Origin of the sequence: Halomonas sp. FeN2 (assembly GCF_020595105.1) — a bacterium.
In the GTDB taxonomy this organism is placed as follows: Bacteria; Pseudomonadota; Gammaproteobacteria; order Pseudomonadales; family Halomonadaceae; genus Vreelandella; species Vreelandella neptunia.
In genome coordinates, this window is sequence record NZ_CP074200.1 from 184,898 (window position 1) to 197,004 (window position 12,107).

14 protein-coding genes are annotated in these 12,107 nt (G+C 54.9%); 2 read left to right on the top strand and 12 right to left on the bottom strand.

Annotated features, from left to right (window positions below):
* Positions 1 to 63: 63 nt before the first annotated feature.
* From KF947_RS00850 to galU, 3 genes are read right to left on the bottom strand one after another with little or no spacing between them, the layout of a single operon-like run.
* Complete coding sequence (locus KF947_RS00850; protein ID WP_227405201.1) at positions 64 to 885, bottom strand: hypothetical protein; 822 nt, start codon at positions 883 to 885, stop codon at positions 64 to 66.
* 9 nt (positions 886 to 894) lie between these two features.
* Complete coding sequence (locus KF947_RS00855) at positions 895 to 2,187, bottom strand: nucleotide sugar dehydrogenase (RefSeq protein WP_133732512.1); 1,293 nt, start codon at positions 2,185 to 2,187, stop codon at positions 895 to 897.
* 3 nt (positions 2,188 to 2,190) lie between these two features.
* Entirely contained in the window at positions 2,191 to 3,081 is an 891-nt protein-coding gene (gene galU, locus KF947_RS00860) for a UTP--glucose-1-phosphate uridylyltransferase GalU (protein WP_227405202.1), read from the bottom strand.
* 170 nt (positions 3,082 to 3,251) lie between these two features.
* Between galU and ubiG the strand changes: the two genes are divergently transcribed.
* Positions 3,252 to 3,995 (top strand): bifunctional 2-polyprenyl-6-hydroxyphenol methylase/3-demethylubiquinol 3-O-methyltransferase UbiG, encoded by a 744-nt coding sequence (ubiG, locus tag KF947_RS00865; protein ID WP_227405203.1) that lies wholly within the window; start codon positions 3,252 to 3,254, stop codon positions 3,993 to 3,995.
* Entirely contained in the window at positions 3,996 to 4,664 is a 669-nt protein-coding gene (locus tag KF947_RS00870) for an HAD-IA family hydrolase (RefSeq protein WP_227405204.1), read from the top strand.
* Between the two features lie 63 nt (positions 4,665 to 4,727).
* On the opposite strand, the gene KF947_RS00875 is transcribed toward KF947_RS00870, so the two are convergent.
* The 9 genes from KF947_RS00875 to ruvB form a co-directional block, all read right to left on the bottom strand.
* The gene (locus KF947_RS00875) at positions 4,728 to 5,489 is read right to left on the bottom strand and encodes a YciK family oxidoreductase (RefSeq protein ID WP_133732516.1); all 762 of its coding nucleotides are present in this window, start codon (positions 5,487 to 5,489) and stop codon (positions 4,728 to 4,730) included.
* Between the two features lie 24 nt (positions 5,490 to 5,513).
* Positions 5,514 to 6,308 (bottom strand): tol-pal system protein YbgF, encoded by a 795-nt coding sequence (ybgF, locus tag KF947_RS00880; RefSeq protein ID WP_133732517.1) that lies wholly within the window; start codon positions 6,306 to 6,308, stop codon positions 5,514 to 5,516.
* A gap of 80 nt (positions 6,309 to 6,388) precedes the next feature.
* Complete coding sequence (gene pal / locus KF947_RS00885; RefSeq protein ID WP_009286695.1) at positions 6,389 to 6,928, bottom strand: peptidoglycan-associated lipoprotein Pal; 540 nt, start codon at positions 6,926 to 6,928, stop codon at positions 6,389 to 6,391.
* A 53-nt stretch (positions 6,929 to 6,981) separates the two neighbouring features.
* Positions 6,982 to 8,268 (bottom strand): Tol-Pal system beta propeller repeat protein TolB, encoded by a 1,287-nt coding sequence (gene tolB / locus KF947_RS00890; protein ID WP_133732518.1) that lies wholly within the window; start codon positions 8,266 to 8,268, stop codon positions 6,982 to 6,984.
* Positions 8,268 to 9,434 (bottom strand): cell envelope integrity protein TolA, encoded by a 1,167-nt coding sequence (gene tolA / locus KF947_RS00895; protein WP_227405205.1) that lies wholly within the window; start codon positions 9,432 to 9,434, stop codon positions 8,268 to 8,270. Before tolA ends, tolB begins: the two co-directional genes overlap by 1 nt.
* A 16-nt stretch (positions 9,435 to 9,450) precedes the next feature.
* Positions 9,451 to 9,888, bottom strand: coding sequence for a protein TolR (tolR, locus tag KF947_RS00900; RefSeq protein ID WP_133732519.1), 438 nt, complete (start codon positions 9,886 to 9,888; stop codon positions 9,451 to 9,453).
* Positions 9,889 to 9,899: 11 nt separating this feature from the next.
* The gene (tolQ, locus tag KF947_RS00905) at positions 9,900 to 10,595 is read right to left on the bottom strand and encodes a protein TolQ (RefSeq protein WP_007114222.1); all 696 of its coding nucleotides are present in this window, start codon (positions 10,593 to 10,595) and stop codon (positions 9,900 to 9,902) included.
* Between the two features lie 58 nt (positions 10,596 to 10,653).
* Positions 10,654 to 11,067: a tol-pal system-associated acyl-CoA thioesterase gene (gene ybgC, locus KF947_RS00910; protein ID WP_287018501.1), complete on the bottom strand. Its 414-nt coding sequence runs from the start codon at positions 11,065 to 11,067 to the stop codon at positions 10,654 to 10,656.
* The gene (ruvB, locus tag KF947_RS00915) at positions 11,064 to 12,101 is read right to left on the bottom strand and encodes a Holliday junction branch migration DNA helicase RuvB (protein WP_088701469.1); all 1,038 of its coding nucleotides are present in this window, start codon (positions 12,099 to 12,101) and stop codon (positions 11,064 to 11,066) included. Before ruvB ends, ybgC begins: the two co-directional genes overlap by 4 nt.
* Positions 12,102 to 12,107 lie beyond the last annotated feature (6 nt).

A 12,107-nucleotide genomic window follows, 5' to 3' on the forward strand; every position in this document is an offset into this window, starting at 1 on the left:
GCATTTCAACGCATTAGCATGTTAAAGATTAAGCAATCACACTCATACTTCCGACGCGCCTTATTAACGCAGCATTTCTAACTGAGCACTGAAGGCAAGCTGCGCCTGACGTACCTGGCGCACATCGCTTTCCAGCGAATTCAGCCGTTGAGACCACTCCTGCTCCAATGCTTCCAAGGCTGCTTGATCTGCAGGCGCTTCTATCTCTGCAACGGATGTTTCCAGCTCATCAAAGCGTTCCTCGAACGCTGCTCTTTGCGCCGACAACTGCTCTTCCCAAGCGCTACTGACACTGTTGAGCTGACTATCCAGGCTGTCGATGCGCCGTTCGGTCAGTTGCTCCAGATGGGAGACTTCTTCAACAAGATTTTGACGACCCGAGGAACCCGTTTGTTCCAAGGCGTCAAGCGATTCCCGCATCGCCAATAATTGACTGTCGCGCAGTTCGGCTTGCTCTTTAAGCTGAGACAACTGCTGCAACAGTGTGTTGATGGAATCACTAGAGACCGTATCCTCGCTAGAAGTGAGAAAGCCGTATAACTCTTCTCGAGTAGCGGCTAAAGACATTGACAGTTGCTCCTGCTCTTGGAAAAGCGTCGACATCTGAGCTTGTACAAAGGTTATCGCATCTTGTACGTCAGTGTCATCCGAATCCAACCGAGCATGCACATTGGAGACTTCCCCACTCACCCGGTGAAGCTCATCTAACAGTCGTTCACGTTCGTACCAAAGTCCAGCCGCAGCCGCGCCCATAAGCGCAATGATCAGTAGCAAACATAGCCATAGTGGCCATAGCGTGGGCCCCTTTCGGTGACGCAAGTGTTGCGCCGTCAAGCTTTGATCCACATCGGGCACAATACGAGAGGATGCGGTGGCGTCTGGCATGACATTTCCTCAAAGAGTCTTCGGGTCGGCACGACGGCCAATACCTCGGTACATTAATCCACAGCTGGCAACGAACTCAGGGTCGTAAATATTGCGTCCATCTAGTACGAGCTTAGCGTTTAAAAGCGAGCCGAGTCGGTGCCAGTCCGGGTTCCAATACGTTTTCCATTCAGTTACCAGCATCAGCAGATCAGCCCCCTCGCAGGCTTGGTAGGGGTCATGCGTATAGGTGCGCAGGTCGTCACGCTCGCCTACCAAGGCGTGAAGTGCAGGCACTGCCGCTGGGTCGTGGAGCTGCACCTTAACTCCCTGCGCCCAGAGCGCCTCCAGCAGCGTTAATACCGGAGCATGGTCAATACGTGCTGTGCCAGGCTTAAACGCCGCGCCCCATATCGCCACGGTTTTACCCGCCAGTTCACCGGAAAAGTGCGCCCACAGTTTGCGAAATAGGGTCTCTTTCTTCTGCTCGTTAATATCCATCACCTGCTCAAGCAGTGCTGAATAACGACCGCTTTGCAGTTGCACATCGGCCAAGCGCATCAAGTCACGAGAGAAGTTCGGCCCGCCAAATCCACATCCGGGGTAGAGATACTCAAACCCTATCCGTGAGTCAGCGCCCATTCCCTGTCGGACATGCTCAACATCCACCCCCAGGGTATCAGCCAAGCCAGCGATTTCATTCATATAACTGATACGCGTAGCCAGCATGCCGTTAATAGCCAGTTTGGTGAGCTCAGCAGCACGGCGCGGCATACACTGAAATACTTCGCTGCGGCGATTAAAGGCACGCAATAGCTCCCTAGTCACCTGCTCACCAGTGGCATCATCGCAACCTAGCAGCCGCCTAGTGGGGCGGGTAAACGACTCCCATGCCCGTCCCTCTTCCAACGTATCAGGGAGCGCCACGCTGGTATGCTGCACGCCTATCAGCGCATGCAGGCGCTCGGTCTCGCCGACCGGAAACGTAGAGTTATTGATAAGCACTATGCCCTGCTGATCAACCAGCAGCGGGTCTTCAACCAGCGCCGTGGCTGAACTACGCTGCGCAGGAGATAACGCCAGCCAAATCACTTCAGGTGTGTGCGCCTCTTTAAGCTGTTCAATGATCTGCAGCGTCCCATCCGCCAGCCCGTGCTCCAAATGAACCAGCAGTTGCGGTTCACTGCGAAGCCAATCCACCCGGGAAAGTGCTGACCAAGGGGCGTCAGCGTGCGGTAACCACTGCACCTGATGCCCTACCGAGGCCAACGCAGCGGCGGCCGTTGCTGCGCTCAATTCGCTACCATAAAGCAACACCCGCATGGGTTACTCTCCCTGATGGTAACGTGATAGCAAGGTTTTAAAATTCTCGCCAAACTCAGGATGACGGCGCGCGTAGGCAAGCGTGGCTTCAAGATAACCCAGCGGCTGACCACAATCGTAGGTCGTGCCCTGCATACGGTATGCCTGCACCCCCGACTGTTCGCGCAGGGTCTCTAGCGCATCAGTGAGCTGAATTTCGCCACCGGCACCGGGTTTGGTGGTTTCTAAAATGGAGAAAATATGACCGGGCAGCGCGTAGCGACCAATCACGGCCAGGTTTGAAGGCGCTGCATCACGTTTCGGCTTCTCCACCATTCCTACAAGATCTGCCGATTGGTTAGGCGCGGGCACATCGCCAGCGGGAGCCACAATGCCATACTTCTCGACTTGCTCCCAAGCCACCTCTTCCACCATTAGCTGCGCCGTTTGCTGTTGATCATAAGCTGCCAACATGCCGGCCAAGTCGGTCGATTGGTTGGCGCTGTTGTCCACCAGCACATCGGGAAGCAGCACAGCGAAAGGCTCATCGTCGCCAATGACCGGGCGAGCGCATAGCACCGCATGGCCTAGCCCCAGCGGAACTCCCTGACGAATACTGATAATACTGACATCATCAGGCACCAAGTTGCGTAGCATCGTCAAAAGCTCGTGCTTACCTTTCGCTTCCAGACTGGCTTCTAGCTCAGCGTGGGTGTCAAAGTGGTTTTCAATAGCGCTCTTATTACTACTGGTGACCAGCACAATCTCACGAATACCCGCGGCAATGGCTTCTTCGACCACATATTGAATAACCGGCCTATCGACAATCGTAATCATCTCCTTGGGAATAGCCTTCGAAGCCGGCAAGCAGCGGGTGCCAAACCCAGCAACAGGAAGTACGGCCTTGCGAATCATATATGGGTCCTTTTCATGCGTTCCGACATAGGAGTGGTTAGAATGTCCATAATACTGAAGGCGTGGATGGATGCCACCTCGCCAATCGACGATAATGAGCGCAAGTAGATAATAACCGGTTATTAAGCGACATTTTTTGCTTAATGTTCAACGACAACGGGAGTCACAACATGCAAGCGACACCACAGGATAGCACTGCTGGTCACTATCAAGGCAATGTCGATGCAGCGGAAGTCGCCAAATTTGAAGCGCTTGCTAGCCGCTGGTGGGATCCACAGGGTGAATTTAAACCACTTCACGAGATTAACCCCTTGCGGCTCGATTTTATTGATGCGCGAGCGGGCTTAGCAGGGAAAAAGGTGCTGGATGTGGGCTGTGGCGGCGGTATTTTGAGCGAATCCATGGCCAACCGCGGGGCTAAAGTAACCGGTATTGATCTCGGTGAAGCACCTTTAGCGGTCGCTAGGCTGCATGCGGAAGATCGCGGTGTCGAGGTCGATTATCAGCACATCAGTGTGGAAGCCATGGCTGCTCAAAAGCCCGGTTTTTACGATGCGGTGACCTGCATGGAAATGCTTGAGCACGTACCCGACCCCGCCTCCGTCATTCGTGCCTGCAGCGCCCTGGTTCGCCCAGGTGGCTATGTGTTTTTCTCTACGCTGAATCGCACCGCCAAGGCATATGCATTTGCCATTCTAGGCGCCGAGTACGTGCTTAGACTGCTACCTCGGGGTACGCATAACTACGCGAAATTTATTCGCCCTTCAGAAATGGCCGCTTGGTCTCGCGGCTGTGGCTTAGAAGTGCGTGAGCAGACGGGGCTTACTTACAACCCGCTAACCCGACACTATCGTTTAGTAAGCCATGATGTTTCGGTCAACTACATGATGTACTGCCGCAAGGTGAGCGATTAAATGCCGATGCTAGCGCCCCAAGCGATTCTCTTCGATCTAGATGGCACCCTGGTCGATACCGCTCCAGACTTAGCCCAAGCAACCAATGCGCTACGTATACACCACGGTTTAGACCCACTCCCTTTTGAAGTGATCCGTCGTCAGGTCTCTAACGGCGGTAGTGCGCTGGTAACCCTGGCACTGGGGTTAGAAGTCACAGCGAATGGCCATACCCAAGCGCGTCAGTTTCTGCTGGATGCCTATGAGGAGGCGGTCGCCGTACACAGCCGGGTTTTCTCGCCACTCGATGTATGGCTGAAAGCGTGGCATGGCGACCAACGGCCCTGGGGGATTGTGACCAATAAACCACGTCGCTATACGCTACCGTTGTTGGACGCATTGGCACTTCAGCCGGGCGCACTGCTGTGTGCAGATGACCTGAGTGTTAAAAAGCCAGCCCCTGAACCACTCTGGGAAGCTGCCCGGCGGCTAGGCGTTGAGCCGGGTCAGTGCTGGTATATCGGCGACCATGCTCGGGATATCGAAGCCGCCGTCGCCGCGGGGATGACGGCCGTGGCCGTTGGCTACGGCTATATTAGCGAAGAGGACGACTATCAGCGGTGGCCTGCTGACTTATGGTTCGAAGAGTGTCACGCGCTGGTCGATGCCCTGAACGGTTTCAAACGCTAGCGAGAATTACAAGCGTAAGTACCGGCGGGCATCGACGTGCTAATAGTGAGTTAAAAGTACGCGCTATACCCGTGGCGGCTGGGCGTCGAGCTTTTGACCGTTGGTGCCTGCACTGTCTGGCCCCATAAGCCATAAGTAGGTAGGCATGATGTCTTCCGGGGTGCGCAGTGTGAAGGGATCCTCACCGGGGAACGCGGTACGCCTCATTTGAGTGCGTGTGGCCCCCGGGTTGAGTGAATTAACGCGTACCGTGGATTGGGTATCCAATTCATCGGCCAACACCTCGACAAATCCTTCGGTAGCAAACTTAGAGACCGAGTACGCACCCCAATAGGCACGGCCTTTGCGGCCAACGCTGGAGGAGGTGAAAATAACCGACGCATCATCAGACGCTTGCAACAGAGGCAATAGCGCCTGAGTCATCCAGATGGGCCCATTGATATTCACCTGCATTACCTGCTGCCAAAGCTCAGGGTTATACTGCTCGAAAGGCGTGATGCGACCCAACAGCCCGGCGTTATGCAACACTCCATCCAAACGGCCAAACTCTTTATCCAGCGTTTCCGCCATATCATGAAAATCTTTTAGCGTAGCGCCTTCAAAGTTGAGCGGAAAAATCGCTGGCTGGGGGCCGCCAGCCGCTTCGATTTCATCGTAAACGCGCTCTAACTTGGCAATGGTGCGCCCCAATAGAATCACGGTGGCTCCGTGTTGGGCATAGCTCAGCGCTGCCGCACGGCCAATTCCGTCCCCTGCGCCGGTTACCAACACGATGCGATTTTCCAATAGGTTGGGCGCTGGTTGATAGTCGATCTTGCAGCTCATGCTGATTCCTTGAAGCAAAAAATATTAACTTGCTGATTGGCGTAAAAAGTCATTGGCAAGACCCGCGGCGCTGCTTTGCGGGTAGTCATCACGCACTTGCTCGAGTAGCTCACGGCTGCGCTCTGCTTCCCCTTTACGCGCTTTCACTAAGCCTAGCTTATAGATTGCATCCGGCACTTTACTGCTGCCGCTGTACTCCTCGATCACTCGGCTAAATGCCTGGTCGGCAGCATCCAGCTCGCCTTCTGCAGCATATAGCTCGCCCAGCCAGTAATGACCATTAGCCGTTAGACTAGTGTCAGGATGGTCGCTAACAAAGGCCTCAAAGGCCGCAATCGCTTCATCAAAACGGCGTGCTTGAACATGCGCAAAAGCCGCTTGGTAATCCGCCTGGGCGTCCTCACTAACATTGCGACTCGAAGGCGCGTTGACAACTTCCTCTGCGGCTTCTGGCTCTACCGCGGGCGTTGACTGCTCAATCTGAGTTGGGCCGCTGCTCATCAGGCGGTCTTCAATATCGAGATACTGCTGTTGGGATTGACGACGCAGTTGTTCCAACTGGTGGCGTAGCTCTTCAATTTGGCCACGCAGTTGCTGGATCTCCTGCTGGTGCTCCTGGACTTGGTTAAACAACACCAGGTTACCGCTGGACGCTTCCTGGCGCTGCGTTTGTTGGTAAAAGCTGCTATTGGAAGAGTCGGAAAGATCTTGAACGAGCGGCTGTTGAGCGGTGGCCGTTAGGGGCAATACGGACAGCGGGAGCACTATGGCTCCCGCACCGCACAGCCTCTCAACGTAACGCTTGAGACTGTGATTCATGATGACTCCGTAGACGTAAACGGCGTGCGATAAGCCGCACGCCGAATTCATCAGTGGTTAAGCATTCAATCGTTAAATGCTCAGTAGTTAAATACAACACGACGGTTCTGAGCGTAGGCGCTCTCGTCTTGACCATTGACGGCCGGACGCTCTTCACCATAGCTTACAACGCTCATTTGCGATGGCGAAACACCCTGAATATTCAGGAAGCGTTCTACCGCATTCGCACGACGCTCACCTAGCGCCATGTTGTATTCACGGGTACCACGTTCATCGGTATGTCCGTGGAGTACCACTTGAGCGTTCGGGTTAGCACGCAGATAGCGCGCATGAGCCATTACCACGGATTCGTACTCGCTCTTAATCGTATCGCGGTCGTAATCGAAATAGATGGTGCGTACTTCTGGGATGCGTGAATCAGCCTGCTGACCAGCGCCTGAACCAGAGGTGGAACCATACTGACTACCCGTGCCTGTACCCGAGGTGCTAGACCCAGTCGTGCTGCCATCCTGGCTACCGTACGAGTCACCGTCTTGGGTTCCGCCGGTGCTGGAACAGCCAGCGATTACCACGATAGATAGCGCTGCTGCTAATGAGCGAGCCAACGGTTTAAGTTGCATAATCAGACTCCTTGCCTGAAAACAAAAATTTCGATGTTAATCAATTGAGTTGATCAATTTAAGAAGGGTGACCAAGCTGGATCACGAACATCGCCTTGTGCTGACGGCAGCCTGAATGAAGAGCGGCCATCGGCAGAAACAGCACTTAGCACCCCACTGTTACCCTGTTGGGTAGCGAAGATTACCATGGTCCCGTTCGGCGCAACACTAGGAGATTCATCTCTTGTTGATTCACTTAATACCACTAAGCGGTCGCCGCTTAGGTCTTGCCTTGCTACTTGATAACCACGGCTAGAGCGATGGATCAAAAATATCTGCTCGCCATCCGGCGAGAAGCGGCCACGCGCATTGTAATTACCGGTAAAGGTAAGCCGTTCGGCCTCACCGCCACCCAACGAATACTGATAAAGCTGAGGGCCACCGCTACGGTCAGAGGTAAACAGCAGGCTTTGACCATCCGGCGCCCATGCGGGCTCAGTATCGATACTGTTATTGTTAGTGATGCGCTCTACGGAACGGCTGCCAACATCCATAATGTAAATTTCAGGCTGGCCATCTTTAGACAGTGACATGGCGATACGCCGCCCGTCCGGTGACCATGCTGGTGCGCCGTTAATGCCATCGAAGGAGGTCGCTTGTACGCGCTGGCCCGTCGCTACATCCTGAATATAAATCGCTGGACGCTCCGTCTCAAAGGAGACATAGGCGAGCTTGCTACCGTCGGGTGACCACGCCGGTGACATGATTGGTTCATCAGAGGTCAACACCTGCTCACTACGGCGGCCATCGGCATCTGCAACGTACAGACCAAACTGCATATCGTCACCGATACCTTGGGCCGTTACATAAGCAATTTTGGTAGAGAACGCGCCGCGGATATCAGTAATCTCTTCAAAAATTTGATCGCTGATATAGTGTGCAGCACCGCGTAGATCATCCCCTCGAACCGTTACGGTTTCACCGATCATTCGGCGCTGACCGCTGATATCCATCAGTTCAAACTGTAGTTCAAAGCCGCCGTCAGTTTGTCGTGCCTGGCCGACAACTAGATAGCGCACATCCAACGAACGCCAGGTACCAAACTGCACATCGTCAGATTGGCTAGGCTGCTCAAACATAGCATTGCGTGCTAAGGGAGCAAAATAGCCACTGCGTTCAAGGTCATCCTGAACAATCTGTGCGACATCTTCGGGTAAGCCGTCTGAACCGGCAAACGGCACGACACCAATCGGCAGCGCTTGATCGCTGCCCCGCGTTATCTCAATGGTTAAGTTAGCACTTGCCACACTGCTAACTAGCAGCAGAAGACAGAACAACCATACTTTGCTCAAACTTTGCATCAGCGAACATCCCCCGGGGTAAATCGCAGATTAAACTGACGTAAATTACGCTGCTGATCGACTGGCAAATCTCGCAATTCACCAAACGGTGCAGCATGTTCCACGGCCTGCATTACAGACCGGTCAAAAGCACTATCGCCGCTTGATGTCACAATCGACGTTGCCAACAACTCTCCTGAAGGCCCTAGCCGTACCTGTAGGGTAGCACTCATCGCATCACTTGCACCGGGCGGGATCACCCACGCCTGTTCTACAGCACGACGAACAATGTTGATAAAGCTATTGGCCGCTTGCTCCGCCTGCTGGGCATTGGCAGCCGCTTCGGCCTCTCCGGCCAGTTGGCGCTGCATAGCCGCCTCGGCAGCCTCCGCTGCTTCGCGTTGGCGCTCAGCTTCTGCTTCACGACGCTGCTGCTCTTCTGCTTCACGCTGGCGCTGCGCTTCGGCCTCTCGTTCTCGCTGAGCCTCCTCTTGCTCACGCAATCGCTGCTCTTCAGCTTCGCGTTGGCGTTCAGCCTCCTCCTCTTCGCGGCGCTGCTGCTCTTCAGCTTCGCGCTGACGCTCGGCTTCTTCCGCTTCACGGCGCTGCTGTTCTTCGGCTTCGCGCTGGCGTTCTGCTTCGGCCTCTTCGCGTTGCTGCTGCTCGGCGGCTTCCTGCTGGCGCTGTGCCTCTTCCACTTCACGCTGACGCTCTGCGGCAGCTTCCGCTTCGGCTTCACGTTCAGCTGCTTCGGCCGCCTGCTGTTCGGCCTGCTCAGCCGCTTCTTCAGCTCTGCGCTGAGCCTCAGCCTCAGCGGCCGCACGCGCCTCTTCTAACGCCTGTGCTTCCGCTTCCGCCGCCTGCTGGGCGGCCTCTTCGGCGGCTTGCTGCTCGGCTGCGGCCTGCTCTTCACTGGCTGAAGGCTCTTCCGGTGCCTCCGGCTCGGTAGGGGCTTCGGCGGGCGCATTCATCGCCGCCTGCTCTTCTGTTGACTGCTGTGCCTGATTGGTAAACGTTTCGGTACTTACCAACGTTGCCTGCACGATGGAGGAGCTGTCAGGTTCGGCGTTTCGACTAGGCAGGCTGATCAAGCTAAACGCTACAATTGCCAGATGCACGCCAATCGCCAGGATAGTCGGCCACTTATAGCCAACATCTTGAGGGTCGCGTGGGGATTTCTGTGCCATGCGCTGCGCCTTGCCCTTACCCATCTTTTGGCGGCTCAGAAAGCAGCCCCACATTAGCCACACCGGCGCCTTGCAGGGTACTCATTAAGACGACAATCTGGCCGTAGGCCACATTACGGTCGCCGCGTACCATCACCGGTGTCCCGGGACGACGCTCTAAAATCGTTGTCACTCTTGAGGACATTTCATCCAGCGACACCGACGTTGAATCTTCCCCCAGAGTGATGAAGTACCCGCCGTCGCTATCAACGGAGATAATAATGGGATCATTATCCTCCTGGGTTTCAATGGGCTGAGAGGTGACTTGCGGCAACTCAACTTGTACGCCCTGGGTCAACATGGGCGCGGTGATCATAAAGACCACCAGCAGTACCAGCATGACGTCAATGAAAGGGACGACGTTAATCTCCCCCATCGGCTTGCTTTTACCGCTACGATTGAATGGTCCTTGCATGGTTCTCTCCCTTAGCTGGCGCTCGGTTTGCCGTCACGACCTTGCAAATTGCGGTGCAGGATAGCGTGAAACTCTTCGGCAAAGTCTTCATATTTGCCCAGCAGGCGAGAAGACGAGTTGGATAAGCGGTTATAGAAAATCACCGCCGGAATCGCCGCAAATAGCCCCATGGCTGTGGCAATGAGCGCTTCAGCAATCCAGGGAGCCACCGTAGCAAGGGTTGCCTGCTGGGTCAGTGAGAGTGCCTGAAATGACCCCATAATGCCCCATACGGTGCCGAACAAGCCGATATAGGGGCTAGCTGAGGCTACCGTGGCAAGAAACACTAAATGCTGGGTTAAGCGATCCTCTTCCCGAGACCACGCTACGCGCATGCTGCGCTGTACACCTTCCAGCACGGTATCCGGGTCACGGGTTTTAGGCATCAAACGGTTAAATTCGCGAAAACCGGCTTGAAAAATATGCTCGGCGCCGTGGCGCGGGTCATCGGCGGGAATCTCACGGTAGAGCTCATTTAAGTCGACACCTGACCAAAAAGACTCCTCAAATTGGTTGTACTCTTTCTTGGCACGGCCCAGCGCAATACTGCGCTGAAAAATCACTACCCAAGAGAGGATCGACCCCACCAGCAGTAGCAGCATTACCAGTTGCACTACCGTACTGGCATTCATTATCAAATGGGGAATGGACATGGTGTTATCGTTCACAGGTGCCCTCATCAATCTATTAGGGTCGGGATTGCCGACGCAGTGAGTGACCTCTTGGTTAAGAGGCCTGGGTCAAAACTTTAAGCGATGCAGGCCACGCTTTTGGCCGTAAGCGCTCGGCGCTCAAGCAGGCTATCTCGACTGTGGCAGAGCATAAGAGTTCCTTATCACGCCAAACCTGCTGTTCAAACGTCATCCGACAGCGCCCAACGTCGGTAACGTGAGCACTAATTTCCAACGCGTCATCCAAGCAAGCCGGTTTCGCGTAATGACAGGCCAAGCGGTATACCACTAGCTGTGTACCTTCGTCTAGCAGCGTTTGCTGATTCAGGCCCAACTGGCGGAGCCATTCGCTGCGCGCACGCTCCATAAACTTCAAGTAGTTAACGTAGTAGACAATGCCGCCTGCGTCAGTATCTTCCATGTAAACGCGCAGCTGCAGGCGATAGCCCTCACTTATATGACCACTCACGGACGGCGCTCTCCTTCCATATCGGTTGCCTGTTCGTGAGGCACGCGTTCGAAGTGTAGCCACGCCTGGCGAGTGACCACACGGCCACGGGGTGTACGCATCATTAAGCCCTGCTGAATCAGATAGGGCTCAATAACATCTTCGATCGTGTCACGCTCTTCACTGATCGCAGCGGCAAGTGAATCAATGCCCACCGGTCCACCGTCAAATTTATCTATCATGGCCAACAGTAGCCGTCGATCCATATGATCCAAACCATGATGATCCACATTGAGCATATTGAGTGCCGCATCAGCCATGGCAACATCGACGACGCCGTTGCCTTTCATTTCGGCGTAATCCCGCACCCGGCGCAGCAATCGGTTGGCAATTCGCGGCGTGCCCCTTGAGCGTCTGGCCACTTCAATGGCGCCATCGTGGCTGGTTTCAACGCCTAACAAGCGCGCCGAGCGCGAGACAATTTCTGTTAGCTCTTCCAGGTTATAAAACTCAAGCCGTTGCACGATACCAAACCGATCGCGCAGCGGGGAGGTCAATAACCCTGCCCGAGTAGTAGCACCTACCAGGGTGAAGCGGGGAAGATCCAGTTTAATCGAACGCGCCGCAGGCCCTTCACCAATCATGATGTCGAGCTGAAAATCTTCCATAGCCGGGTAGAGCACTTCCTCTACCACCGGCGACAGGCGATGAATTTCATCGATAAAGAGTACGTCGCCAGGCTCTAAATTAGTCAGCATGGCGGCTAGATCGCCTGCCCGCTCGAGTACCGGCCCGGAAGTCGACTTCATACCGACGCCCATCTCGGTGGCAATAATATGCGCGAGGGTCGTTTTACCTAGCCCAGGGGGGCCAAATACCAGAGTGTGATCCAGGCTCTCTTCACGCAGCCGTGCGGCGCCGATAAAGATTTCCAGCTGTTCACGCACACGCGGCTGGCCAATATAGTCATCCAGCCGCTTGGGGCGAATCGCGTAATCAATGCGCCCCTCTCCCTGTTCAGGTTCAGCAGCGATCAGCCGATCGTGTTCTAACATAGGTGC